Raw genomic sequence first — 25,409 nt, forward strand, 5'->3', positions numbered from 1 at the left:
TGGCGCTCGGCGCTGACGTGCTTTCCTTCGAGGCGGGGCAATGGTACCGAATGCCAAACATTGGAGAGGACGCCATATGCCGAACAGCCGCTTCGCCGAGATCTTCAAGATCGTCACCGCAGATCGAGCAGAGCTGCTGTCCGACTGGCTGGAGACGCAGAAGGCAGCAGGCGTGCGTCGCCCGGACCTGTTCTCCGACGCGGAACTGACCGCCCAGCTGGGACAGTTCCTCGACGGGCTCACGGCGGCCTTGGCGGATGCCTCCGAGGAGCCGGGCGGCGATCTGCGCGACGAGGAATGGGCGCCCCTGCGCGACGCCCTGCTCGATATCCTGCGCGAACGGAGCGAGCGGGGCGCGGGCCTTGCCGAGCTGATGCGCTTCGTGCAGACCCTCTCCAACCCGCTCGCCGCACGCCTTACGGAAGAAGTTGCGGACCGGCCAGAACTGCTCAGCGGCGAGCTGTTGAAGATCAACCGCCTGCTCAACACCTGCGCGACCTATGCCGGGACGCATCTTCTGGACGAGCGCGACGAGATCATCGAACGCCAGCGCGACGAGATGCGCGAGCTGTCGACCCCGGTGGTGCAGCTTTGGGAGCGTGTCCTGACGATCCCGCTGATCGGGACGCTCGACAGCGCCCGGGCGCAGGAAGTGATGGAGAACCTGCTAAACGCCATCGTCGAGCACCGCGCCGAGGTCGTCATCATCGACATCACCGGCGTCAGGGTCGTCGATACGCAGGTCGGTCAGCACCTGCTGCGCACCGCCTCGGCGGTCCGCCTGATGGGCGGGGAGGCGATCATCTCCGGCATCAGCCCCAAGATCGCCCAGACCATGGTCGAGCTGGGTGTCGATGTCGGCGAGGTGACGACACGTCCCACCATCCGTTCGGCCCTCGCGGAAGCCTTCCGCAAGGTCGGTTTCCAGATCGTGCGCGGCGAGGCGAGCCAGCGTGGCTGACACCATTTCCATCTATCTCGTCGAGCAGGTTCTGCTGGTCACGATCCCGGACAACATAACCGATACCGAAATCGTCGATCTGCTCGAGAATCTTTCGGAACGGATCGTCGGGGAAGCCGCGCGTGGCGTGGTGATCGACATCGCCTCCCTCGAGATCGTCGACACCTTCGTCGGCCGCGTCCTGGCGCAGCTCTCATCTGTGGCGGGAATGCTGGGTGCGCGGACCTACGTGGTCGGCATGCGCCCCGCGGTGGCGATGACGCTGGTCGAGCTTGACATGGACCTGCCGGGCTGCCGAATGGCGCTGAGCCTGACGCAGGCGCTGCGCGAACTTCGGAGGGACGGGCTGGCGTGACGGAGCGCGGCTCAGGGGCATCCGTCGTAGTCGCCTTGCGGGACGAGCACGATATTGCCCTTGCGCGCCGCGAGGTCGCCAAGGCCTGTGACCGTTTGAAGGCCGGCGCCCTGCGCAAGGTACGCTTCATCACGGCCGTCAGCGAGATCGTGCGCAACGCCGTCGATCACGGCGGCGGCGGGCAGATCGAGATCGACGTCGATCAGGCCAACAAGATGATCACGGTGCGCTGCACCGATACGGGCCCGGGCATTCCGGACATGGATCTCGCAATGAAGGACGGGTATTCCTCTGCCCGGAGCATGGGAAAGGGCCTTGGCGGCGCAAAGCGGCTGGTGGACCGGTTCCGGATCGAAAATCGTCCCGAAGGCGGGATCGAGATATGGATGAGTTCGCGGCTTTGAGGTTTCATCTCGACATCACCGACCCGAGTGCCGTATCGGCCTCGCGCCGCTTCGCGCGCTCCCTCGCCCAAAGGCTCGGGATCGGGGAGGAGCGCGCCGAGAAGGCCGCCATCGTCGCCTCAGAGATGGCGACCAACCTGCTCAAACATGTCGGACGCGGCAAGATCTTGATGTGTGGCGTGCTTGGCGCCGACGGCTACTGGCTGAGCATGGCCGCGATCGATGCCGGTCCGGGCATCTCCGACATCGCCGACGCGCTGCGCGACGGCGTGTCCTCCTCGGGCACGGGCGGCTCCGGCCTCGGGGCGATCTCGCGGCTGGGCGACCGGTTCGACATCCATTCGCGCAGCGGCGAGGGCACGGTCGTGCTGGCCGAGTTCGGCACCGGCATCCGCAGCGTCGCGGGCGTTACCGTCGGTGCCTTCCTGCAGCCGCATCCCGCCGAGACCAGCTGCGGCGACGGTTGGTATTGCCGCGACCGGAAGGGCACGCTCGATCTGGGCGTGGTCGACGGGCTGGGACATGGCAGCAAGGCCGAGCTTGCCGCCGACGAGGTCATCGACGCGCTGCGGCGCCAGTCGGGCGGGCCCGCATCCGCCATCATGGGCATCGGTGGCGAAATGCTCGGCAATCGCGGCGCCGTTGTCGGTGTCGCCTGTATCGAGGCGGCCGATCACCGGATGAGCTACTGCTCGCTGGGCAATATCGCGGCGATGGTCATCACGCGCTCGGGCAAGGTCAAGCGGCTCATTGGGCGGGCCGGGCGGATCGGGGGGCGGGTGCCCGAGCTGTCGAACGAGACCTGCGCGCTCGCGCCCGGCGACACGGTCGTGCTGCATAGCGACGGGATCGCCACCTTGCGGCGCGAGCCTGCCGAGCTCGCCCCGCTGATGACACGCTCGCCAGCGCTCATCGCGGCGGTGCTGCAGCGAGATGGTTACCGCGAGCGCGACGATGCCTGCGTCGCCGTGGCGCGCATCACCGATGCGCCGCACTCACAGGGCGGCGCGCAGGGGATCGCGCGATGATCATCGCGCGGCTGCGGATTCAGAACGAGCGCGACATCGTCCGTCTGCGGACCCTCGGGTCGCGGATCGTGATGGCCACGGGCTTCTCGGGCTTTGCCGGCACGCGCGTCGTGACCGCGATGCTGGAACTGGCGCGCAACATGATCGACCATGCGCCCGGCGGGCACCTGTCGTTGATGCTGCGCGAAGACGGAAAGCGCGTGCTGCTGGTCATCGAGGCGGTCGACCAGGGGCGCGGCATCGAGGCCAGCACCCGCGCCGCGGGAACGTCCGGCGCCAAGCGGCCAGGTCTCGGCTTGGGCCTGCAGGGCGTGCGCCGAATGGCTGATCAGTTCGACATCCAGACCGGCGTCGAGGGAACCCGTGTAAGCGCCTGTTTCCGAAGCATGATCGGCGTCAGCGATCTGCGCCGGGACCGCGAGAAGATCCTCGCCCTCGCGCAGAGTACCGAGGAGGATGACCTGTCGGAGGTCTTGGGCCGCCAGAACCGCGAACTGCTCGACGCGATCGAGGAGCGCGACCTGCTGATGGCCGAGATGCACCATCGCACCAAGAACAATCTCAGTCTCGTCATCAGCCTCATGCGGCTCAGCCGGAACGCGGCCAAGTCCGAGGAATCGCGCGATATCCTGCGCGACCTCGAGGGGCGTGTCTCGGCGATCGCGAAAGTTCATGACCAGTTGCAGCACGAGGGCGCCGCCGACATGGTCGAGCTGCTGAGCCTGTTGCGCGATGTCGCCGCCCAGTCGCGCAGCGCCTTCGCCTCCAGCGGGCGCGACATCGTCATCACTGTCGAGGGCGAGCCGGTGCGTCTTGCCTCCAGCACCGCGGTCGACTTGTCGCTGGTCGTCGGCGAGCTCATTACCAATGCCTGCAAACATGCCTTCACCGAACGCAGCGCCGGGACAATCACGATCTCGGCTGCCGGGATCGGCAACGACTACATCCTGGTGATCCGCGATGACGGGATCGGGCTGCCGGGGGACCTGGAACGTCCCGGACGGGCCATGTCACTGGGGTGGCGGATGGTACGCAGCATGGTTCAGAAGCACGGCGGCACCTTGCAGAACCGCAACGATGGCGGCCTTGTCACGACGCTGACCTTCGACCGCGCGCTGCTGGGTGTCGAGGCGGCGCAGACCGAGACCGACTGAACGGTCAGTCACCCGGCATGCCGGGAAGCGGATCGATGCGCGGCGCGCGTCCCAGTTCGATCCCCCGCCTGGACAGTCCAAGCATGCCCCGGGCCCGAAGATGTCCGCCGCGCGCCGCCGCGTCCATGTCGAGCACCTCTGACAGGCAGGCATCCGGATCGGCGATCGCGGGACGCCATGCCGCCATGTCGCGCGCCGCGACGATCCGGGCGATCCGCGCCGCCATCTCCGGCCAGCGTTCGCGGTCCATCTGCGCGTCGAAGATCTGCGCATCGAGGCCGAGCGCCCGCCGCATCGCCGCATAGAATTTCGGCTCGAGCGCGCCCGCCGCGATGAACTTTTCGTCGCGTGTGGCATAGCATCTGTAAAAGGGCGCCGCTCCGTCCAGCAGGTTCGCTTCGCGTGCCGCGCTCCCGATACCGGCATTGCGCAGCCCGTAGCTCAGCGCCATGAGAAGCGCCGCGCCATCCGCCATCGCGGCGTCGATGACGGCGCCGCGCCCGCTCGTCCGGGCAGCGAGCAGCGCGGCGAGAACGGCGAAGGCCGCCATCATCCCGCCGCCCCCGAAATCACCGACGAGCGACAGCGGCGGCGGCGGTGGCGCGTCCCTGCGGCCCATCGCGTGCAGGGCGCCGGACTGGGCGATGTAGTTGATGTCATGTCCGGGATGGGTGGCAAGGGGCCCGTCCTGGCCATAGCCGGTAAGGCGGCAATAGACGATGGCGCGGTTGCGTGCGGCGCAGGCTGCGGGATCGAGCCCGAGCCGCTCCATGACGCCCGGACGGAACCCCTCGAGAAGGATGTCCGCCCCGGCGACCAGCTCCAATGCCGCCGCGCGCCCGCCGGAGGATTTGAGATCGAGCGGCACCTCGCGGGCCCGGCCGCGCAGCATCATGTCCGCATCCCCGGCATCGATCCCACCGGGCTGTCCGCCGGGCCGGGTGACGCGGGTGATCCGTGCGCCGTGATCGGCCAGCATCATCGCGCAGAAGGGCACGGGCCCGATGGCATCGAATTCGAGCACCTCGATCCCGTCGAGCGGGCCCGTGCCGCTCATGCCTGCGGCGGCCGGCGGTGCATCAGCGCGGCGCGGTCGCAGCGCGCGACCAGCACGCCGTTCTGGTTGAAGGCTTCGTGGACGAAATCGACGATGCCGGCGCGCGGGCGCGATCCGCTGGCCCTGCACCCCTTCACCGTGCTGCGCACGTGCAGCGTGTCGCCGTGAAAGACCGGCGCGGGAAAGCGCACGTCGCTCATACCCAGATTGGCCACCGTGGTACCGAGCGTCGTCTCGTGAACCGACAGGCCGATCATCATCCCCAGGGTCAGGAGGGAGTTGACGAGGGGTTTGCCGAACTCGGTCTCTTCGGCAAAATGACGATCGATATGAAGGGGTTGCGGGTTGTATGTCATGGAGCAGAAGAAGAGGTTGTCCGCCTCGCTCACGGTGCGCGTGATGGCGTGCTCGATGACCATTCCCTCGGTGAACTCCTCGAACCACAATCCCGCCATCGTCCCGTTCCCCTCCTGATCGATCGGAGCATGTGCGCCCGATTCCACGGTCGAGCCTATCGCCCCGCGCGCCGATGTCACCTGTTCATATCGGCACGCGCGGCGGGCCGGGATGATCGGGGGAAAAACGTGGCGCGGCGGCGCGCCGTCGGGCATGCTTGCGGATACCGTGTCCGGTCGGCGGCGCGGTCCTTGGGGGAGGGCGGATGATGGCACAGGACATGGGACGACAGGGTGGAACGGGGCCGGGCGCGGAGCGCGGCACCGGCGCGGCGCCGGGGCTCTTCGTGCCCGAGCATGACATGCTGCGTGCGCAGCTGCGCCGTTTCGTCAAAGAGGAGATCACCCCCCATGCGGCCCGCTGGGAGGAAGAGGGCGCCGTGCCGCGCAGCCTTCTGCGCCGGATGGGGGAGCTTGGCTTTCTGGGGATGCGCATCTCGCCGGAGCATGGCGGGTCTGGCATGGATGAGCGCGCCAGCGTGATCCTCGCCGAGGAGCTGGGCCGATCGACCTTCTCGGGGGTCGCGATCACCGTGCTCGTGCATACGGACATGGCCTCCGTGCATGTCACCAATGCCGGGACGGCGGCCCAGAGGGCGCGATACATGCCCGGCATCGTCGACGGAAGCTGCATCACCGCCGTCGGCATAACCGAGCCCGCCGCCGGCTCCGACGTGAAGGGCCTGCGCAGCACGGCGCGCCGCGATGGCGACGGGTTCATCCTCGATGGGGCCAAGACCTTCATCACCAATGGCGTTCTGGCCGATCTTTACTGCATCGCCGCGCGCACCGATCCCGACGCCCCCCCGGGCCGCGGCATGACCATGTTCCTGCTGGAGAAGGGCATGCCCGGCTTCACCGTGTCAAAGGCGCTCGACAAGCACGGCTGGCGCAGTTCGGACACTGCCGAGCTGAGCTTCGACGGGGTGCGGCTGCCGGTATCGTCGGTGCTGGGCGAGGAGGGGCGCGGCTTTTACGAGATCATGAAGAATTTCCAGAACGAACGCCTCGTGCTGGGAGCGATGTGCCTTGGCGAGGCGCAGGCCGCGCTCGATCTCACCCTCGAGCATCTGCGCACCCGTTCGGCATTCGGAGCGCCCCTGTGGGACAAGCAGGCGATCCGCCAGCGGCTTGCGATGCTCTCCGCGCGCGTCGAGGCGGGACGGCAGATGGTTTATGCCACGGCGGCGCGGGCGGCGGCGGGCGAGCCGGTGGTGCGCGAGGTGTCGATGATCAAGGCGTATTGGGGCGAGCTGGTGAACGAGGTCATGTATGACTGTTTGCAGTTCCACGGGGGCATGGGGTTCATGCGCGGCAGCGTGATCGAACGGATGGCCCGCGATGCCAGGGTGCAGTCGATCGGCGGCGGCGCCAGCGAGGTCATGCTCGAGGAGGTGGCCAAGCGACTGTGAGCGCCTTTTTGCCGCGCGGCCCGATCAATAGGGCAGGCCGACATAGTTCTCCGCCATCAGGGCCTGCGCCGCGCGGCTGGTGCGCAGCATGTCGAGCTCGGCCAGCTGCATCTTGTATTCGAAGCCCGACTGATCGGGGAAGCGGTGCAGGAGACCGCTGAACCACCACGAGAAGCGCTCGGTCTTCCACACGCGGGCGAGCGCGTCCTCCGAGTAGCGCCGCAGGAGGGTCTCGTCGCCGCGCGCATAGCGCGCGATCAACGCGCGCGAGAGGTAGTGGACATCGGCCGCCGCGGCATTGAGCCCCTTGGCGCCGGTGGGCGGAACGATATGGGCCGCGTCGCCGCACAGGAACAGACGGCCCCAGCTCATCGGCTCGCAGACGAAGGAGCGCAGCGGGGCGATGGACTTCTCGATCGCGGGGCCGGTCACGAGCGCCTCGGCCGCTTCGGGCGGGATGCGCCGCTTCAGCTCTTCCCAGAAATCGGCATCGCTCCAGCTGTCGGGCGTGTCGTCGAGGCGGCATTGCACGTAATACCGGCTGAGCCCTTCATTGCGCATGGAACACAAGGCGAAGCCGCGCGGCGCGTTGGCATAGATCAGCTCGTGATGCACCGGCCGCGTGCGCGAGAGCACCCCGAGCCAGCCGAAGGGATAGACCTTCTCGTATTCGCGGCGCTGTGTCTCCGGAATGGTGCGGCGGGAGACGCCGTGAAACCCGTCGCAGCCGGCCACGTAATCGCAGCGCAGGGTGCGCTGGGTGCCGTCTTCGGTGAAGCTCACCGTCGGCGCATCCCCGTCCGCGCCATCGATCACCACGTCGCCGACGCCGAAATGGATGGGCGCGCCGGCCCTGTCCCGGGCATCATAGAGATCGCGCGTCACTTCCGTCTGCCCGTAGACCATCACCGGTTTTCCCGTCAGCGCCTCGAAGTCGATGCGGAAGGACTGCTCTGCGTAACTGATCGTGGCGCCCGAATGCGCAAAGCCCTCGGCCTGCAGGCGGGCGCCGCAACCGGCCTGTCGCATGAGGCCGACCAGCCCCTGTTCGAGCACACCCGCCCGGATGCGGCCGAGCACATGCTCGCGGCTTTGCCGCTCGAGGATGACCGTTCCGATCCCCGCGCGCTGCAGGAGCTGCCCCAGCAAGAGCCCGGCGGGTCCGCCGCCGATGATCGCCACCTGAGTGTCCATGACCGTCCTTTCGATTGCCGCCGGTTCTGCGCCGCCGCCATTCCGCCCGCTCAGAGCGGCGCGCGAAGCCCGAGGATGTCGCGCGCCTGCCGCCAGGTCGCGACGGGGCGCTCGTGGCGTTCGCAGATCTCGGCCGTGCGGGCGACCAGCGCCGCGTTCGAAGGCGCGAGGCGGTCCCGATCGAGGCGGATGTTGTCCTCGAGCCCGGTGCGTGTATGCCCGCCGCGCGAGATCGCCCATTCGTTCAGCACGATCTGCGCCGGTCCGATCCCCGCCGCGCACCACAGCGCATCGGGGGCAAGACGTTCGAGCGTCTCGATGTAGAAATCGAAAATACGCTCATCCGCCGGCATCGCGTTGCGCACTCCCATGACGAATTGCACATAGAGCGGCCGGCGCAGACGCCCATCCTGCGCCATTCGCGCGGCCTGCACGATATGGCCGAGGTCGAAAGCCTCGATCTCCGGCAGCACGTCGTGGGCGATCATCTCGGAGGCGAGCCAGTCCACGAGATCGGGACTGTTCTCGTAGACCCGGGTCGGGAAATTGTTGGAGCCGACAGTCAGGGAGGCCATGTCGGGGCGCAGGGGCAGCATGCCGCCCCGCTCGCGCCCCGAGCCGGACCGCCCGCCGGTGGAGAACTGGATGACCATGCCGGGGCAATGCGTCTCCAGGCCTTCCTTCAGCCGGGCGAACCGGTCGGGATCGGAGGTGGGCCGCGCGTCGTCGTCGCGCACGTGGCAATGGGCGATGCTGGCCCCGGCCTCGAAGGCGGCCTGCGTGCTCTCGATCTGCTCGGTGATCGTCACGGGCACGGCGGGATTGTCGGCCTTTCCGGGCACCGAGCCCGTGATGGCGACACAGATGATGCATGGCTTGCCCATTGGCGCTCCTCAAAAATCGAAAAAGACGGTCTCATCCGGGCCTTGCAGGCGGATGTCGAAGTGATAGCCGAATGGCCCCGGCCGCGCCATGAGGCTTGCGCGACGCTCAAGGGGAACGCGGGCGAGGACCGGATCACCGGCATTCGCCTCAGCCGCATCGGCGAAATAGAGCCGCGTGGCGAGCCCGGTATTGATCCCGCGCGCGATGATCCAGAGGCTCAGATGCGGCGCGCTGCCCGCGAGACCGGGCGCATCGACGGCGCCGGGGCGCAGCGTCTCGAACTGGAACGCTCCCGTGCGAGCATCCGGCGCGACCCGGAACCAGCCGCGGAACCCGCCGGCGGCATGGCGGCCATCGGCATCCGCCTGCCAGACTTCCAGCAGCGCATCGCCCACCGGCGCGCCTGCGCCGTCGGTGATGGTTCCGCTCACGCGGATGCGCGGGCCGGGCAGGTCGGGCTCGGCGCCAGGCGATCCCAGCGCGGCGCAGGGGCCGTCGATCCCCGCCAGGCGCGGTGCGAGGCCGATATGGAGATAGGGTCCGGCGGTCTGCGAAGGCGTCTCGGGCAGGGGCCGGTTTGCGTCGGTCATGCTCAATTGCCCTCGGGGCGGGTTTCGAACGGCGTGGCTTCGTGGCCGCGCAGAACGATGTCGAACCTGTAGGCCAAGGCATCGAAGGGAATGCTGGCATCCATGTCGAGCCGGCCGACGAGGCGTGTCACGGCGGCGGGATCGGGCAGGGTCGCGACGATCGGGCAGCGCGGGATCAGCGGATCCCCCTCGAAATACATCTGTGTCACGAGACGCTGCGCGAAGGCCGTCCCGAAGACCGAAAAATGGATATGTGCCGGGCGCCAGTCGTTCCCCCCATTGGGCCACGGATAGGCGCCCGGCCTGATGGTGCGAAAGCTGTAGCTGCCATCGGCGCCGCTGAGGGTGCGCCCGCATCCCGAGAAGGCGGGATCGAGGGGTGCGTCATGACGGTCGCCGGGATGCCTGTAGCGCCCGGCGGAATTGGCCTGCCAGATCTCGATGAGCGCGCCCGGAACCGGCCGGCCGCTTCCGTCAAGCAGGCGGCCGTGCACGATGATCCTCTCGCCGATCGGTGCGCCGCCGCTTCCGTAGCCGGCGAGCAGGTTCGCCTCGTCCGGGGCAATGTCGCCATGGCCGAAGACCGGTCCGTGAAGGCTCTCGGCCGTGCCGCCGATCGCGATCGGCGGGTGATGCGGCGCGCGGGCGATGCTGCTGCGATAGGCGGGGGTGAGGGCCGGGGGATGAAGACCGGCCCCGCGCGGGCGCAGACCCTTGGGCGGCATCCCCGCATCACGCCCCATCGGCGGCGTCCATCTGCGCGAAAGTCTCCTTCGCGAGCTTGATCGCGTGGTTTGCGGCGGGCACGCCGGCATAGATCGCGACATGCTGGAAGACCTGCGCGATGTCATCGCGGCTGGCGCCGGTATTGACCGTGGCACGGATATGCATCGGGATCTCGGCGAAGTTCCCGGTCGCGGCGAGCAGCCCGAGGGTGATCATCGACCGCTCGCGCCGGCTGATCGCATCGCTGGCCCAGACGGTGCCCCAGGCCCCTTCCGTCACGAGGGCCTGGAACTCGGCGTCGAATTGCGTGCCAGCCGCCTTTGCCCGGTCGACATGGGCATCGCCGAGAACGGCCCGCCGCACCGCATCTCCCGTTTCCTTGCGGCTGCTCATCGCGGTCCCCTTCGCTCGTAGGGCGCAAACGCGCCCGCCCCGGTCAATTCCGCCCCCGGCGGCATGTCACGTCCCCAGAAGATGGGCCATGCGGCGCAGGGCAAGCTCGTAGCCCTGGACCCCGAACCCCGCCAGCACGCCATCGGCACGCAGCGAGACATAGGAGTGGTGCCGGAAACTCTCGCGCCTGTGCACGTTCGAGATGTGAACCTCGATGACCGGACCCTCGAAGGTGTTGAGCGCATCGAGGATCGCGATGGATGTATGGGTGAAGGCACCGGGATTGATGATGATCCCGGCAGCCGTCTGGCGCGCCTCGTGGATCCAGTCGATCAGCGCGCCCTCGTGGTTCGATTGCCGCAAGATCGTCTCGAGGTTCAGTTCCTCGCCCAGTGCCGCGCAGCGCATGGCGACATCGTCGAGCGTCTCCGCCCCATAGATCTCCGGCTCTCGCTGCCCCAGCAGGTTGAGATTGGGACCGTTCAGAATGGTGATCTGCTGCGACATGAAGCGGCCTCGGGATTGGTCCCGCAGCGCGGGTGACATGGAGAACCCCGACCATACAGCGCCGCCCGGCGCGCGCAAGCCGCCGGTCTTCTCGCTCCATCTTCCCGTGCCGAGCGCCCGCGGCACGGGGCGATCGACATTTTGCAGCTTGCTGGATTTGCAAGGCGCTGCTTTGCAAAATTCCCGTAGCGCATTTCCCTGTCTGCGGGGCACTTGGAAGCTGCTCGCGGCGACGTGCTCTGCCGCGGCAAAGGCGCGCAGCGACCCGTCTGGCAAGATGCGTGGCGCGCGGCCGTTGCAAGATGATCGGGCAGCGGGGGCCCGCGTCGCGGGCTCCGGCCATGTTCCCGCGGCCCGAGCGCGAAGCGCAGGGCGCAAATGCAGGCCATGAAGGGCGATCACCGTCCACATGGTGCGGGCGGGAGGGCCGTGCCGATCGCCACCGGCCGGGCGTAGCGCCATCCCTGCCGCACGGTTCCGATGCTGGCCTTGCGCCGGGGACGATGCCGCCTGGACATCCCGCGCGGGGGGACGCCCTCCCGCGGGATGTCCAGGCGGCGCTTTCAACACGGCACGAGATGTGACAGTGCGGCCCGTTCAGCGCATCGCGGAATGATCCCGCACGCGAAACCCATCAAGCGGCAAGACCTTTCGGAGAACGACATGACGGACCATCCCAACCCCTCGGCAGCGCGAACACCGCCGAGCGGACATATCAACAAACCGCTCTTCGCGATCACCGGCGGTTTCATCGCGCTTTTCTGCCTGATCGCGCTCATCGATCTCGACCTGCTCTCGGCGATGGTGGATGCAAGCTTCGCCTTTTCGGCCAAGTATTTCGGCCTCTACTGGCAGGTCCTGCTCCTGGCGACCTTCCTGATCGGTCTCGTGCTCGTCGTGCTGCCGGGCGGCAGGGCGATCATGGGCGGCATCGCCGCGCCGGAATTCAGCCTGTTCCAATGGGGCTCGATGATCATGTGCACCCTGCTGGCGGGGGGCGGCGTCTTCTGGGCGGCCGGTGAGCCGATGGCGCATTTCCTGTCATCGCCGCCGCTCTTCGGCGCCGAGGCGGGAACGCCGGAAGCCGTGGCGCCCGCCCTGGCGCAAAGCTTCATGCATTGGGGCTTTCTCGCCTGGGCGATCCTGGGCGCGCTGACCACGGTGATGCTGATGCATTACCATTACGAGAAGGGCCTGCCGCTGGCCCCGCGCACGCTGCTCTATCCGGTCTTCGGCGATCGCGCCCTCCGCGGGCCGATCGGGCTCATCGCCGATGCGGCCTGCATCATTGCCGTCGTGGCCGGGACCGTGGGGCCGATCGGTTTCCTCGGCCTGCAGGTCAGCTACGGGCTGAACGAGCTTTTCGGCATTCCCGACGTCTTCGCGACGCAAGCCGCCGTCATCGCAGGCCTCGTCGCCATCTACACGCTCTCGGCGATCTCCGGCCTGACACGCGGCATCCAGCTTCTGAGCAAGGTGAACGTCATCCTTGCCGCCGGATTGCTGATCTTCATGCTCGTCTTCGGCCCCACCGCCTTCATCTTCGAGAGCTACGTCGCGGGCTTTGCCACCTACATCACCGAATTCTTCGACATGGCGCTTTACCGCGGCGAGGCGGGCGTCTTCGGCGATCCCGGCTGGCTGGGCTGGTGGACGGTGTTCTTCTGGGGCTGGTTCATGGGATACGGTCCCTTGATGGCCATGTTCATCGCGCGCATCTCGCGGGGGCGGTCGATCCGCGCCATCGTCATCATGCTCTCGCTCGTGGCCCCGGTGATCACCACCTTCTGGTTCACCATCGTCGGCGGGTCGGGCATCGCATTCGAGCTTGCCGAGGCCGGATCGGTCTCCGAGGCATTCGAGGGATTCGACCTTCCGGCCGCGCTCATGGCGATCACGCAGATCCTGCCGATGGGGTTCGTGATTTCCCTCCTTTTCCTCCTGCTGACGACGATCTTCGTCGCGACCACGGGGGATTCGATGACCTATGTGATCTCCGTCGCCATGTCGAACGAGGACCGCTCCTCGATGCCGGTGCGCGTCTTCTGGGGCATCGGCATGGGGCTCGTGGCCGTGATCCTCATCTCTCTGGGCTCGGGCGGCGTGGACAAGCTGCAAAGCTTCATCGTGGTGACGGCGGTTCCGGTCTCGCTGGTGCTGTTGCCCTCGCTCTGGGACGCCCTGCGCATCACGCTGGCGAAGGGCCGCAAGTCGGCATGAACGAGCCCCGCGCGGACCGCCCCCGAGAAGGGGCGTCCGCGCGGGGTGCGTTGATGCGATACGTCCGCCTCCATGCGGCCCGGCGCACCGAAGCTCGGCATTCCGGGGATGCAGCAGGTGGCTCCCATACGCCCGCAATCCAGCCCTCGCGCGGCTTCGGCGGAGGAGGCTGCGCACGGACCCCGCGCGTCTCGTTCGCGATCGCACCGGCCATGGTCATCGCCGATGCGCGGCAGGGGTCAGTCATGCCGAGGGACCGGAGTTGCGAAGGCGAAAGCCGCGCCGGGCGCTTGCCTCCCATGCTCTGAGCGGCTTATCAATGATTGACGTTTTTATCCCAGATCAATCCCGGACAGTTTTTCATGATGTTACGAATTGCCCTCACCCTCACCCTCGCCTTGACGGCCACGCAGGTCTCTGCCAGCGCAGCGGAACTGATCGATTTTCTCGAAGGCGAGCTGTCCGACATCCGCGAAGAGGTCGAGGCCCGCGACGCGGCTCCGAACGAAGGCGGGTATTTCGAGAGCGACAAGGCCGACCACCAGGCCGATATCGACGCCGTCCTCGACAAGGCCCTTCGCCTGGTCGTCCCGGAGACCTTCGACCTCTGGGCCGAACAGATCCGCGAGATCGACGCCGCGACGACAGATGCCGAAACCGAACGTGCGGACCTGCTCTTGCAGCAAATGCGGGCCAAGACATCCGAAGGCGTGGGCATGGTCGGCAAGATCCTTGGCCGGGAGCATGAACGCGGCAGCCGCGAGGACATCAATAGAAAGCTTGCCGAGATCGACGCGGCCCTTGTCCAGCTCGGCGAGGATCGCGATCTTGCCGCGACGGAGTTCGCGAAGGACATGCGCGAGCTGCACGGTGTGAAGCTGACCGACGCGCAGGCAAAGGCGATCCTCTACTCGGTGAATGGCGGCCTGATGGTCGAATCGACAGTGGTCCTTCAGGCGCTTGGAGACGTCGAGCGCCGTCTCGCGGAGGTCATGGACGCTGGCATCGGGCCGGATGCGCGCCGCACCTATCTCGGTGTCTCCTCGGCAACGCGCCTTATCCATGCGCGTCTTTTGCAAAGGCATCTCGCCGCCTATGACGGGGATTGGCTGCCACGGCTCGAGGAGATGCGCGCGGAGACGGAGGCGCTGCAGGCACGGACCCGCCAGCAGTCACAGGCCGTCAGCCGAGAGGATGTCCGGCAGACCTACGAGAATAACATGGCGATCCAGGAACGGATCCTCGGCGTGATTGACCGCTATGAAGCAATGCTCGAGCGGCGGCGCGGCCTGACGGCGGAGGCTCTCGATCTCGCCAGGGAAAGGGCCGATGCCGCGGTGAACACCCTCATCACGCTCGAGACCGCGGCCAGCCTGTCGCTGGTGATCTCCGAGGCCACGAGCCAGTACGAGGACGTGATGTCGGTCGATCTGCCGGAACTGGAGCAGCTTGATCCTCAGGAGTTCGAGGAGATGTTCGATATCTCCCGCCGTCTCGGCTCCTGATGAGTGCGAGACCCCGAACAGCAGGAAAGCGATCGGCGCGCCCCTTTCTCATGGCGGAGTGATGCAGCGCCCCGGGCGCCATTGCTCCCAGTGAGCCGCCGCCTCGAGCAATGGACGTCCGAGCGCGGTTGAAGGGGGTGGCGGTCGGTACGTCCAGGGCGCGTGAATGACGACTGGAAGAGCAGGGCTATCTATCGGGCATGGGGCGGGGTCATAGGAGCCTCCAACGAAGAGCGATGGGGCGTCACCATCCAGCGCCGGTGCAACATCATGTTGCACCCTCCACGGCAACGGGGGCAAAAGGCCCGGGAAAGCGAACAGGGGTATCGGGGGCACCATGAGCACAGAGCCAGGAAAGCCGGGGGTTTGTGCCCTCGATCGCGCAGCCCGCCTCTCGGTCGCCCCGATGATGGACTGGACCGACCGGCATTGCCGCGTGCTGCACAGGATCCTGAGCCGAGAAGCGCTTCTCTACACCGAGATGGTGACCGCGCCCGCGCTGGTGCGGGGCGGGGCGCTGCATCTTCTCGAGCATGACCCGGTCGAGCATCCCGCCGCCCTGCAACTGGGCGGATCGGAGCCGGCCGAGCTGGCGCGGGCGGCACGGCTCGGAGAAGAGGCAGGCTACGGCGAGATCAACCTCAATGTCGGCTGCCCCTCGGACAGGGTGCAATCGGGCGCGTTCGGTGCGGTCCTCATGAAGCAGCCCGGGCTTGTCGCGGACTGCGTGGCCGCGATGCGCGGCGCCGTCGGCTCGGAGGTGACGGTGAAATGCCGGATCGGCGTCGACGATCAGGAGCCGCGCGACATATTGCCGGCCTTTCTCGAACAGATCCGCGCGGCCGGCATCCGGCGTGTCACGATCCACGCCCGCAAGGCCTGGCTGCAGGGTTTGTCGCCCAAGCAGAACAGGGATGTGCCACCACTCGACTATGATCTCGTGATCGCGATGAAGGCGGCCTTTCCCGATCTGCATGTGAGCATCAATGGCGGGATCGAAGATCTGCAGAGCGCCGAGGGGTTCCTGGCGCGGGGGCTCGACGGCGTGATGATCGGTCGTGCGGCCTATCACCGGCCGGCCGATATTCTGGGCGAGGCCGATGCGCGTATCTTCGGCGCGGCGCCGGTGATGGAGGGCGAGGATCCGGCCGAGCGCGCGGTGATCGGGATGCTGCCCTATATCGAGGCGCATGTGAGCGCGGGCGGACGCCTCGCACAAGTCACGCGGCACATGCTCGGTCTTTTCGCCCAGCGCCCCGGCGCGCGGGAATGGCGCCGCATACTGTCCGAGGGTGCGCATCGCCCCGGTGCCGGTCCCGATCTCGTCGCCTCGGCCCTCGGCGCGGTGCGCGAGGCCGGCGCCCGCAGCGCCGCCTGATTGCTCAGCCCAGGCGCCCGGCGCGCCCGCCGCGTCTTTGTTTGAGGCGCGGTGCGCGGCCGGGCAGATCGGCCATGACGGCCGCGCGCTCCTCGTCGCTCATCGCGCTCCAGCGGGTAATCTCGTCGATACTGCGCAAACAACCCGCGCAGATGCGCTCGGCGGGATGAATCACGCAAATCTGCACACAGGGGCTTTCGATGGGGGGTCTGTCGTTCATCACTGTGCTCCGATCCGTGCGAGCCGGTCGAGCGCGCCCTGCAGGATATAGGCGGCGGCGACATGGTCGATGACCTCGGCGCGGCGGCGGCGGGACGTGTCGGCCTCGAGAAGGGCCCGTTCGGCGGCCACGGTCGACAGGCGCTCATCCCAGAAGGTGATCACGAGATCGGTCATCCCCGCGAGGTTGCGGGCGAAGGCGCGCGTCGATTGCGCACGGGGGCCCTCGCTGCCATCCATGTTGCGCGGCAGGCCGAGAACGACGCCGCCGATCATCCGGCTTTCGAACTGGGTCATCAACTCCTGCGCATCCAGCGTGAACTTGCGCCGTTTGACGGTCATGAGCGGCGTTGCGACCGACAGGAACGTATCGGATACCGCCAGCCCGATCGTCTCTGTTCCCAAGTCGAGGCCGGCCAGCGCACGGCGCGGGGGCAGGGCCGCTGCGAAGTCTTCGATCCGGTCGTGGATCATTGCGTATCCGCCCCTGCGCCGGACGCCCCGGCGGCACGTGCGGCCGCCTCGACCGCGGCGCGGTCTTGGGCCGTGCCGGCGAAATTCAACTGCGCCGCTTCCCAGGCCGCGTCGATCCCCGCGCTGTCGCCGAGCACGGAGAGCGCGCCGAAAAGCCGCTCCCATTCGGCGCGCGTGCCCCCCTCGGTGATAAGACGGTCCGACAGGCCGGCGACCATCGAGCGGATCATCTGCTGGCGATCTTCATCGCTCATGTCTTCGGCCGCGGCGATCTGCGCGGCATCGGGGCCGGGCAGGGCGCTGCCCTCTGGCGGGTCGTATCGCACGCCGGCAAGCTGCGCCAGTTCGACGATCTGTTCACGGATCGGCGGCAGCCACGGCGCGTCGGGCGGGCTGTCCTCGAGGAGCTGACGCCAGAGGCCGAAGGCGAGATCGGGCCGCCCGACCTGCGCATGGGTCAGACCCTTGAGATACCGGGCGCGGCCATTCGACGGATCGCGCGCGAGCGCGGCGTCGAGGGCGGTCTCGGCCTCCGGCGAGACATAACCGCCCGCCGCCAGGATCAGGAACTCGGCCGCCTGCGTGATCTCGGTCGCGCTGGCCTCGGCGCCGCGCAGTTGAACGAGCTGCATCTGGGCCTGCGCGGCCGCGCCGAAATTGCCCAGGCGCGCCTCGTTGCGGGCCAGAAGCTGATAGCCCTGCTGATCGTCGGGACGCTCCGCAACGGCTCCGCGCAGCTTGCGCATCAGCTCGAGAAAGGCCGGATCGACCTCTTGAGCACGCGGCAGGCTCGACAGCGCGGCCTCCTCGGCGTCGGGCTGACGCGGGCGTTCGGTGCGGGCCTGCTCGACAAGGGCGATGCGATGGGCGAGCGGCAGATCGGGATATCCCGGCGCCCCGGTCGACAGGTAGAGTGCGCCCCCGCCGGCGAGGATGACGAGGACCGTGACCGCCGCGGCGATGGCGCTCGCCGCGCGCGGCGCGGGAGAGGTGCGGTCCGCTCCCGCCCGCCGGTCCGCCTCGATGAGGCGGCGCGAGATCTCGGTGCGCAGCCGCGCGGCCTCCGTCTCGGCGATGGTGCCGCGTTCCAGGTCGCGCTCGATCTCCTCGAGTTGGTCGCGATAGACGCTCACGGATTGCGCGCCGGCGGATGCCGACCGCTCGCTTCGAAGAAGCACCATCGTGACGATGCCCGCCACGGTGGCGGCGATCGCGAAGGCCACCAGCCAGAATGTCATCCCAAGCCCCTTTGCTGTTCCGCACCCGTCTTAGCGGGAACGGCCCTCCGGTGAAAGCGTGGGCGGGCCGGGCGATGCTCACAAGCGGGCGAGCGGGGCCAGCCCTTGCGTGAATGTCGCGAAAGACCACGCAATTGCCGCTTCGCGCGGACCCGGCGGGCGGGCTATGCCTATCACGGAAGCCGGGGGGATCGCTCGATTCCCTGCCATGGTCCGCCGGGAGGTCGAGATGCAGCGTTATTCCGTTTTCGCCGTGGCGCGGGAGGCCATGCGCCACCACCGCGGGTGGCAGCGGGCCTGGCGCTCGCCAGAGCCGCGCAAGCGCTATGACGTGGTGATCGTGGGGGCCGGGGGGCATGGGCTCGCGACGGCCTATTACCTCGGGCGCAATCACGGGATCCGCAATGTCGCCATCCTCGAGAAGGGCTGGCTGGGGGGCGGCAATACCGGGCGCAACACCACCATCATCCGCTCCAACTACCTGCAGGACGCGTCGGCGGCGATCTACGAGAAATCGCGCAGCCTTTACGAGACGATGAGCCAGGATCTGAACTACAACGTGATGTTCAGCCCGCGCGGCGTGATGATGCTCGCCCAGACCGAGCACGAGAAGCGCGGCTACCTGCGCACGGCCCACGCGAACGGGCGCCAGGGGGTGGCGACGGAGTTCATCGGCCCCGATCGGGTCAAGCAGCTCTGCCCGATCATCGAGACCCGCGGGCCGCGTTACCCGGTGCTCGGCGCCCTGTGGCAGCCGCGCGCGGGAACCGCCCGCCACGATGCCGTCGCCTGGGGCTATGCGCGGGCCTGCTCGGATATGGGAATGGACATCATCCAGCAATGCGAGGTGACCGGGATCACGAGCCGGCAGGGCCATGTGACCGGGGTCGAGACGAGCCGCGGGCCGATCGCCTGCGGCAAGCTGGGCCTCGTGGCGGCCGGACATTCGGGCGTGCTCTCGCAGATGGCCGGGTTCCGACTTCCGATCGAGAGCGTCGCCCTGCAGGCGCTTGTCTCGGAGCCGGTCAAACCCTGTATGGACGTGGTTGTCATGGCCAATACCGTCCATGGCTACCTCAGCCAGTCCGACAAGGGGGAAATGGTGATCGGTGGCGGCGCGGACGGCTACAACAACTACACCCAGCGCGGCAGTTTCCATCACGTCGAGGAAACGGTCAGGGCGCTGATCGAGACCTTCCCGATGCTCTCGCGGCTGAACATGCTGCGCCAGTGGGGCGGCATCGTGGACATGACCGGGGACCGCTCACCGATCCTGTCACGCAGCCCGCTTGCGGGATGCTTCGTCAATTGCGGTTGGGGCACCGGCGGGTTCAAGGCGATCCCCGGCTCGGGATGGGCGATGGCCGAGCTGATGGCGCGCGGTGCCAGCACGCTCGCCGACCCCTTTTCCCTGTCGCGTTTCGCCGAGGGGCGGTTCATCGACGAGTCGGTCGCGGCGGGGGTGGCCCATTGACCCCGGCCGGGCCGCGCGAGGTGTTGCTGAACGGCCATATCTTCGGTCGCGGCGCGGCTGCAAGGAACCGGATGTCATTCGACATCGTTCCCTGTCCAATCTTTGCATTGGAGTTTGCGCCATGTCGGACCCGAACACGAACCACAACAATCATAGCTCCCACACGTCCCGGGAGACGCATGTCACCGAGAAGCGCAGTGGCAGTTCCATGGCGTTCATCGTCGGCGGCCTCGTCGTCGCCGTGGCCGTCATCGCCTGGCTCTTCCTGGGCGGCACCGATCTCGATTCCACCGGCACCGCGACCGGCGACAGCGATACCAACATCACGGTCGAATCCCCCGAGGCGAGCGCCGAGGGCGGCACCGTGGTCGAGAGCGAGAGCGACACGCCCGTGCTGGAGCCTGTCGATCCGGCCGAGCCTGCGGCTCCGGCCGAACCGGTCGAGCCCGAAACCACCGCCAACTGATCGCCGGCATCCCGGCGCGCGCGGCCTTCGGGCAGCGCGCCAAGCCCTCGGGCCTTCGCCCCGCATGATGGTTTCATGCGGGGCATTCGGCTTGCCGCGACCCTTTCGCCTGTCACTAGGGAGGTGCGCATGCTGATCCTGACCTGTCCCGCCTGCGGGATCGCCGCCGACGAGACCGAGCTTCATCCGGGCGGCGAGGCGCATGTCGCCCGTGCCGGACCTCACGCGTCGGAGGAGGCATTCTCGGACTATCTCTTCTCTCGCGAGAACCCGCGCGGGGTCCATTTCGAGCGCTGGCGCCACGCGATGGGCTGCGGCAAGTGGTTTCACGCGGCCCGCTGCACCGTGACGCTCGAAATCTTCGGCACCTATAGGGCCGATTGCACGGCGCCGCCCGAGGCGCTTCTCGAACGGATCCGCGCCGCCCGGCCGGGCTGGTCGTGGAGAGATTTCAAATGACGTTGCGCGGCATCACGGCCATCTTGCGAAAGGAGCGCGCATGAGCAGCAGGCTTTCGACCGGGGGGCGCCTGATCGACCGCGATCGCCGCGTCGCGTTCAGCTTCAACGGGCGCGCCCTGGAGGGTTACGAGGGTGACACGCTGGCCTCGGCGCTGCTGGCGGCCGATCAGATGCTCATGGGGCGCTCGTTCAAGTATCACCGCCCGCGCGGCGTGGTGGCCAGCGGACCCGAGGAGCCCAACGCCCTGATGGGCATCGGCGAAGGCCGGCGCTTCGAGCCCAACGTGAAGGCCAGCGTCGCGCCTTTGTCGGACGGCCTGCAGGCGATCAGCCAGAACCACTGGCCCAGCCTCGAGCATGACATCGGGGCGGTCAACGCCGCGCTCTCGCCGTTCCTGCCCGCCGGCTTCTATTACAAGATGTTCAAGCAGCCGCGCGCCTTCTGGAAACATGTCTACGAGCCGTTCATCCGCCGCAGCGCCGGTCTCGGCCGGCCGCCGGAGGGGGTGGATGCGGACCGTTATGAGCATTTCAACGTCACCGTCGATGTCGTGGTCATCGGCGGCGGTGTGGCGGGGATCGAAGCGGCGCGGGCGGCGGCGGCACGGGGTGCGCAGGTGCTCCTGATCGAACAGCGCGCGCATTGGGGCGGACGGGCCCCGGTCGATGGCGGGACGATCGACGACATGGCCCCCGCCGATTGGGTGGAGCGGCAGATCGCGGCGCTCGCGGCCCTGCCCAACGTCCATCTGCGCCTGCGCTGCATGGGGGCGGGGATTTACGATCACGGCTATTGCCTGGCGCAGGAAACCTGCATGCCCGGGCCGAACGCCCCGCAGGAGGGCGCGCCGCGTCACAGGCTCTGGCGGATCAGGGCCAGGCGCATCATCACCGCCACCGGTGCGATCGAACGACCCCTTGCCTTCGCCGGCAATGACGTGCCGGGGGTGATGCTCGCCTCCGCGATGCGCGACTATCTCGTGGATCACGCCGTTGCCGCGGGGGATCGCAGCGTGATCATCACCAACAACGACGATGCCTATCGCAGCGCGCTGGCGCTGCACCGGGCGGGACTCACGGTTTGCGCGATCCTCGATCTGCGCGGCGCGGCCGATGGCGCCCTGCCGCAAGAAGCCCGCGCGGCGGGGCTGCGCGTCATCACCGGGCGCGGCATTGCCGGCATCCGGGGTGGCAAGCGGGTGACCGGGGTCGCGGTCTGCGGCGCGGAGGGGAGCGGCGCGGTTCTCGAGGAGATCGCCTGCGACGCGGTGGGCATGTCGGGCGGATGGTCCCCGGTCGTGCATCTTTGGTCGCATTGCGGAGGGAAACTTGCCTGGGATGCGGAGCGGGGGATGTTCCTTCCCGATCCGGACCGTGCCCCGACGGGCGCCGACGGAACGGCCTTCGTGCGCTGCGCCGGCGCCGCAGGGGGGCATTTCGCGCTCGGCGCGCTCTTCGCGGACGCCTTCGAGGCCGGATGCGCGGCGGCAACGGATACGGGGGCCGAGGATACAGGGGCCGGGGATACGGGGCCCAAGGAGACGGGCGCCGAGGAGACGGCCAGCCGCGGGCACTCCGCGCCGGAGGAGATGCTGCAGCCTGTCTGGATGGTGCCGCAGGCCGCGGGCCCAGAACTGCGCGCCAAGATTTTCCTCGATTTTCAGAACGACGTGAAGGTCAGCGATGTGCAGCTCGCCGCCCGCGAGGGCTTCGAAAGCGTCGAGCATGCGAAGCGCTACACCACGCTCGGCATGGCGACAGACCAGGGGAAGTTGAGCAACATCAACGGCCTGGCCATACTTGCGCAGGCGCGCGGCGCGGCGATCCCCGATGTCGGCACGACGACCTTTCGCCCCCCCTATACCCCGATCTCGATGGGGGCCGTCGCGGGAGAGGCGCGCGGCGCGCTGTTCCAGCCGGTGCGGCGCACGCCGATGCACGACTGGCATGACGCCCATGGCGCCGATTGGGAGCCGGTCGGCCATTGGCGCCGGCCCTATTGCTACCTGCACGACGGCGAGAGACGCGCGGCAGCGGTGAGCCGCGAGGTGACGGCCGTGCGCACTGCCGCCGGGATTCTCGATGCCTCGACCCTAGGCAAGATCGTGGTGCGCGGCCCGGACGCGGCGCGCTTTCTCGACATGATCTATACCAACATGATGTCGACGCTGAAGCCGGGACGCTGCCGCTACGGCCTGATCTGCGACGAGAACGGGTTCCTGATCGATGACGGCGTGGTCGCCCGGCTGGGCGAGGACAGTTTCCTGTGCCACACGACGACCGGCGGGGCGGAGCGCATCCACGCCCATATGGAGGAATGGCTGCAGACCGAATGGTGGGACTGGAAGGTCTATTGCCTGAACCAGACCGAGCAATTCGCGCAGATCGCGGTTGCCGGGCCGAAGGCGCGCGAGATCCTCGAGCGTCTCGGGGGGATGGCGCTGGACGCCGAAACCCTGCCTTTCATGGGCTGGATGGAGGGCACGCTCGGCGGTATCGCGGCGCGCGTCTTCCGCATCTCCTTCTCCGGCGAGCTGAGCTACGAGATCGCGGTGCCTGCGGGGCAGGGGCCGGCGCTCTGGAACAAGCTCGTGGCGGCGGGCGGCGAGGCCGGGATCACCCCCTACGGAACCGAAGCCCTGCATGTCCTGCGTGCCGAGAAGGGGTTCATCATGATCGGCGACGAGACGGACGGAACCGTCATCCCGCAGGATCTCGGGCTCGATTGGGCGGTATCCAAGAAGAAGGAGGACTTCATCGGCAAGCGTGCGCTCTCGCGCAGCCATATGAGCGATCCGGGACGCTGGAAGCTCGTCGGGCTGGAAACGCTGTCGGGCGAGGTTCTTCCCGACGGGGCCTATGCCATTGATGACGGACATGACGCGGCCGGTCAGAAGGCGGTCCAGGGACGCGTGACCTCGAGCTATCGCTCCGCGACGCTGGGACGCGGCATCGCGCTTGGCCTGCTGCGCCATGGGCCCGAGCGGATGGGAGAAATCGTGGAATTCACGCAGATCTCGGGACCGCCGATCGCGGCGCGGATTTGCGATCCGGTCTTCTACGACAAGGAGGGAGCGAAGCAGGATGTCTGAACGCGTGACACCCGCCGCGGGCGGACGGAACGGCGCGCTGCGCATCATGGGCCCCGAGAGTCGGGGCATGGTGACGCTGCGCGCCGATCTCGCGGACGAGACGATCGCCGCGGCCTTGGGCGATGTCCTGCCGCTCGGTGTGCCTGGCCGCCGCGAGGGGCGGCATGACGGCGCAAAGGGTGCCTTGTGGATGTCGCCCGACGAGCTGCTGCTGCTTTGCGAGAGGGACGGGGCGGGCGCTCTGGTGGCCCGCATCGGCGAAGCCCTGGATGGTCTGCATCATCTTGTCGCCGACATGTCGGACGCGCGTGCGGTCTTCACCCTCGAAGGGGAGGAGTACCGCGAGGTTCTCGCCAAGCTCGGACCGGCGGACATGTCGCCCCGCGGGCTTGCGCATGGGGAGGTCAGGCGCACCCGGCTGGGCCAGATCCCGGCCGCGCTATGGCTGCGCGGCGACACGCGCGCGGAGGTGATCTGTTTTCGCTCCGTCGCCGGCTACCTGCACGATCTGCTGTGGCAGGCCGCGGCGCCGGGGGGGCGGGTCGGTTATTTCCAGCGGGCGGACGGGCCGCCGGCCTGATCGCGCCAAAGGCAAAGGGCCGGCCACGGGGCGGGCGGGGAACCTCCGGCGGAGGCAGCGCCCGGCCGGGCGGAGGCGAGAGGGGGGGATCCGCGCCCCCAACCGCCGGGAACCGCACGATCCCTTACCCCCAGACGACGGCGAGCTGCTCGAAGAGGGCCGCGACGGTCGGCTCCGACTTGCGCTCCTCCGACGAGAGCATCACGAGGCAGGCCGCCACCCGCTGGGTCTCGCACAGGCTGAGGCCGAAGGAATGGCGCTGATACAAGGCGATGGCCTCGCGGCACAGGCTCAGGCCGACCCCGGCGCGGACCATCTCCAGCATCGATGCCTCGTGATCCACCAAGGCGACGACGTTCTGAGTGCACCCATGTTCCGCGAAGATACGGCGCAGCAGCCGGTTATGGACGGAGGCGGCTGTCGTACCGATCCATGGCAGCGATGCCAGATCCTGCCAATCCGCTCGGGCGACACGGTCCTCCCAGCCGACGGGCGCGATGATGCGATAGTTGAACGTCGCAAGCTCGCGCACCTGCATGGCGTCGTCCGTGCCGATACCGTCCACTGCCAAGGGGTCCGCCAGGTAGAAACCGGCGTCGATCTGACGGCGGCGCAGTTTTTCGAAAATTTCTCCGCTGACCCCATGAACCAGTTCGGTGGTGATACCCGGGTGGGCCTCGCCCAGATGGCCCAGCAGGCGGCCGAGGCGGATGAACTCAGGATCGACGATCGTGCCGATCCGCAGAGTGCCGGAAACCTGTCCGACACGGCTGCTGGCGCTCTGGCGGAACTCGACCATGGCGCCCAGGACGGCCTCGGCCTTGGGCAACAGCGCCTTGCCGTCCGGCGTCAGGTCGAGCCCGTGCGGCGTACGTTTGAAGAAGGTTACATCGGTTTCCTCGCTCAGCCGCCGGATCTGGTGGCTGATCGCCGGTTGCGTGAGGTTCAGCACCTCGGCCGCACGTGAGACGCTGCCCTCCCGCGCGACGGTGACAAGGGCGAGGAGGCCGCTGAAGCTGGGGAATCTCTGCATATTACGGATTGTAATATCACTCAGAGATATATGTCATTGGGATTGTTCCGCGCGCCGCTCTAACGAGGAGCTGTTGATGGGCTGGGAGGGACCGTCGACCCGAAGACCCGGGGCACGATCCGGGCCGCGTGGTGACACCTCCGTCGTC

At 68.0% G+C, this 25,409-nt stretch carries 26 protein-coding genes; 14 read left to right on the plus strand and 12 right to left on the minus strand.

Annotated features, from left to right (window positions below; genetic code table 11):
- The first annotated feature begins 76 nt into the window (after positions 1-76).
- The 5 genes from PMES_RS04795 to PMES_RS04815 are packed head-to-tail and all read left to right on the plus strand — an operon-like array spanning position 77 to position 3,902.
- Positions 77-961 carry an STAS domain-containing protein gene (locus tag PMES_RS04795; RefSeq protein WP_159964386.1) on the plus strand — a complete coding sequence of 295 codons (885 nt, stop codon included), beginning with the start codon at positions 77-79 and terminating at the stop codon, positions 959-961.
- Positions 954-1,316, plus strand: a complete 363-nt coding sequence (locus PMES_RS04800; RefSeq protein ID WP_159964387.1) for an STAS domain-containing protein — start codon at positions 954-956, stop codon at positions 1,314-1,316. The genes PMES_RS04795 and PMES_RS04800 overlap by 8 nt, the downstream gene beginning before the upstream one ends.
- Positions 1,313-1,720, plus strand: coding sequence for an ATP-binding protein (locus PMES_RS04805; protein WP_159964388.1), 408 nt, complete (start codon positions 1,313-1,315; stop codon positions 1,718-1,720). Before PMES_RS04800 ends, PMES_RS04805 begins: the two co-directional genes overlap by 4 nt.
- A complete protein-coding gene (locus tag PMES_RS04810) occupies positions 1,699-2,748 on the plus strand; it encodes an ATP-binding protein (protein WP_159964389.1) in 1,050 nt (349 codons plus the stop codon). The genes PMES_RS04805 and PMES_RS04810 overlap by 22 nt, the downstream gene beginning before the upstream one ends.
- Positions 2,745-3,902 (plus strand): sensor histidine kinase, encoded by a 1,158-nt coding sequence (locus tag PMES_RS04815; RefSeq protein WP_159964390.1) that lies wholly within the window; start codon positions 2,745-2,747, stop codon positions 3,900-3,902. The genes PMES_RS04810 and PMES_RS04815 overlap by 4 nt, the downstream gene beginning before the upstream one ends.
- 4 nt (positions 3,903-3,906) lie before the next feature.
- Here PMES_RS04815 and PMES_RS04820 read toward each other — a convergent pair whose 3' ends face one another.
- Together PMES_RS04820 and PMES_RS04825 are read right to left on the minus strand one after the other, a co-directional pair.
- Positions 3,907-4,959, minus strand: a complete 1,053-nt coding sequence (locus PMES_RS04820) for a CaiB/BaiF CoA transferase family protein (protein WP_159964391.1) — start codon at positions 4,957-4,959, stop codon at positions 3,907-3,909.
- Positions 4,956-5,462 carry a MaoC family dehydratase gene (locus tag PMES_RS04825; protein WP_236549701.1) on the minus strand — a complete coding sequence of 169 codons (507 nt, stop codon included), beginning with the start codon at positions 5,460-5,462 and terminating at the stop codon, positions 4,956-4,958. Before PMES_RS04825 ends, PMES_RS04820 begins: the two co-directional genes overlap by 4 nt.
- Positions 5,463-5,620: 158 nt before the next feature.
- On the opposite strand from PMES_RS04825, the gene PMES_RS04830 reads away from it, so the two are divergent.
- Complete coding sequence (locus tag PMES_RS04830) at positions 5,621-6,826, plus strand: acyl-CoA dehydrogenase family protein (RefSeq protein ID WP_236549702.1); 1,206 nt, start codon at positions 5,621-5,623, stop codon at positions 6,824-6,826.
- A gap of 24 nt (positions 6,827-6,850) precedes the next feature.
- Here PMES_RS04830 and pobA read toward each other — a convergent pair whose 3' ends face one another.
- The 6 genes from pobA to aroQ form a co-directional block, all read right to left on the minus strand.
- On the minus strand, positions 6,851-8,020 hold the full coding sequence (gene pobA / locus PMES_RS04835; protein WP_159964392.1) for a 4-hydroxybenzoate 3-monooxygenase: 1,170 nt from the start codon (positions 8,018-8,020) through the stop codon (positions 6,851-6,853).
- 50 nt (positions 8,021-8,070) lie between these two features.
- The gene (locus PMES_RS04840; RefSeq protein WP_159964393.1) at positions 8,071-8,904 is read right to left on the minus strand and encodes a 3-oxoadipate:acetyl-CoA acetyltransferase; all 834 of its coding nucleotides are present in this window, start codon (positions 8,902-8,904) and stop codon (positions 8,071-8,073) included.
- Between the two features lie 9 nt (positions 8,905-8,913).
- The gene (gene pcaG, locus PMES_RS04845) at positions 8,914-9,495 is read right to left on the minus strand and encodes a protocatechuate 3,4-dioxygenase subunit alpha (protein ID WP_159964394.1); all 582 of its coding nucleotides are present in this window, start codon (positions 9,493-9,495) and stop codon (positions 8,914-8,916) included.
- 2 nt (positions 9,496-9,497) lie between these two features.
- Entirely contained in the window at positions 9,498-10,220 is a 723-nt protein-coding gene (gene pcaH, locus PMES_RS04850) for a protocatechuate 3,4-dioxygenase subunit beta (RefSeq protein WP_159964426.1), read from the minus strand.
- A 7-nt stretch (positions 10,221-10,227) separates the two neighbouring features.
- Entirely contained in the window at positions 10,228-10,614 is a 387-nt protein-coding gene (pcaC, locus tag PMES_RS04855) for a 4-carboxymuconolactone decarboxylase (protein WP_159964395.1), read from the minus strand.
- Between the two features lie 66 nt (positions 10,615-10,680).
- A complete protein-coding gene (gene aroQ / locus PMES_RS04860) occupies positions 10,681-11,121 on the minus strand; it encodes a type II 3-dehydroquinate dehydratase (RefSeq protein ID WP_159964396.1) in 441 nt (146 codons plus the stop codon).
- A 663-nt stretch (positions 11,122-11,784) separates the two neighbouring features.
- Between aroQ and PMES_RS04865 the strand changes: the two genes are divergently transcribed.
- The 3 genes from PMES_RS04865 (at position 11,785) to dusA (ending at position 16,224) form a co-directional block, all read left to right on the plus strand.
- Positions 11,785-13,341 carry a BCCT family transporter gene (locus tag PMES_RS04865; protein ID WP_159964397.1) on the plus strand — a complete coding sequence of 519 codons (1,557 nt, stop codon included), beginning with the start codon at positions 11,785-11,787 and terminating at the stop codon, positions 13,339-13,341.
- A 362-nt stretch (positions 13,342-13,703) separates the two neighbouring features.
- Positions 13,704-14,846, plus strand: coding sequence for a hypothetical protein (locus PMES_RS04870; RefSeq protein WP_159964398.1), 1,143 nt, complete (start codon positions 13,704-13,706; stop codon positions 14,844-14,846).
- A 337-nt stretch (positions 14,847-15,183) separates the two neighbouring features.
- Positions 15,184-16,224, plus strand: coding sequence for a tRNA dihydrouridine(20/20a) synthase DusA (gene dusA, locus PMES_RS04875; RefSeq protein ID WP_159964399.1), 1,041 nt, complete (start codon positions 15,184-15,186; stop codon positions 16,222-16,224).
- Positions 16,225-16,228: 4 nt separating this feature from the next.
- Here the strand turns inward: dusA and PMES_RS04880 are convergent, their stop codons facing one another.
- Genes PMES_RS04880 through ccmI form a run of 3 tightly spaced genes read right to left on the minus strand, consistent with a single transcriptional unit; the run spans position 16,229 to position 18,155 of the window.
- Complete coding sequence (locus PMES_RS04880) at positions 16,229-16,444, minus strand: DUF1289 domain-containing protein (RefSeq protein WP_159964400.1); 216 nt, start codon at positions 16,442-16,444, stop codon at positions 16,229-16,231.
- Positions 16,444-16,917 (minus strand): Holliday junction resolvase RuvX, encoded by a 474-nt coding sequence (gene ruvX, locus PMES_RS04885; RefSeq protein WP_159964401.1) that lies wholly within the window; start codon positions 16,915-16,917, stop codon positions 16,444-16,446. The genes PMES_RS04880 and ruvX overlap by 1 nt, the downstream gene beginning before the upstream one ends.
- The gene (gene ccmI, locus PMES_RS04890) at positions 16,914-18,155 is read right to left on the minus strand and encodes a c-type cytochrome biogenesis protein CcmI (protein WP_159964402.1); all 1,242 of its coding nucleotides are present in this window, start codon (positions 18,153-18,155) and stop codon (positions 16,914-16,916) included. The genes ruvX and ccmI overlap by 4 nt, the downstream gene beginning before the upstream one ends.
- Before the next feature lie 229 nt (positions 18,156-18,384).
- Here ccmI and PMES_RS04895 point away from each other — a divergent pair, with 229 nt between their 5' ends.
- From PMES_RS04895 to PMES_RS04915, 5 genes are all read left to right on the plus strand, one after another.
- The gene (locus PMES_RS04895) at positions 18,385-19,629 is read left to right on the plus strand and encodes a sarcosine oxidase subunit beta family protein (protein ID WP_159964403.1); all 1,245 of its coding nucleotides are present in this window, start codon (positions 18,385-18,387) and stop codon (positions 19,627-19,629) included.
- 121 nt (positions 19,630-19,750) lie between these two features.
- Positions 19,751-20,095 (plus strand): hypothetical protein, encoded by a 345-nt coding sequence (locus PMES_RS04900; RefSeq protein WP_159964404.1) that lies wholly within the window; start codon positions 19,751-19,753, stop codon positions 20,093-20,095.
- A 129-nt stretch (positions 20,096-20,224) separates the two neighbouring features.
- Positions 20,225-20,554, plus strand: a complete 330-nt coding sequence (locus tag PMES_RS04905) for a sarcosine oxidase subunit delta (RefSeq protein WP_159964405.1) — start codon at positions 20,225-20,227, stop codon at positions 20,552-20,554.
- Positions 20,555-20,594: 40 nt separating this feature from the next.
- Complete coding sequence (locus tag PMES_RS04910) at positions 20,595-23,648, plus strand: sarcosine oxidase subunit alpha family protein (RefSeq protein ID WP_159964406.1); 3,054 nt, start codon at positions 20,595-20,597, stop codon at positions 23,646-23,648.
- Positions 23,641-24,228 carry a sarcosine oxidase subunit gamma gene (locus tag PMES_RS04915; RefSeq protein WP_236549704.1) on the plus strand — a complete coding sequence of 196 codons (588 nt, stop codon included), beginning with the start codon at positions 23,641-23,643 and terminating at the stop codon, positions 24,226-24,228. The genes PMES_RS04910 and PMES_RS04915 overlap by 8 nt, the downstream gene beginning before the upstream one ends.
- Positions 24,229-24,352: 124 nt before the next feature.
- On the opposite strand, the gene PMES_RS04920 is transcribed toward PMES_RS04915, so the two are convergent.
- Positions 24,353-25,261, minus strand: coding sequence for a LysR family transcriptional regulator (locus tag PMES_RS04920; protein ID WP_159964407.1), 909 nt, complete (start codon positions 25,259-25,261; stop codon positions 24,353-24,355).
- Positions 25,262-25,409 lie beyond the last annotated feature (148 nt).

Source organism: Profundibacterium mesophilum KAUST100406-0324 (assembly GCF_009835145.1).
GTDB lineage: Bacteria > Pseudomonadota > Alphaproteobacteria > Rhodobacterales > Rhodobacteraceae > Profundibacterium > Profundibacterium mesophilum.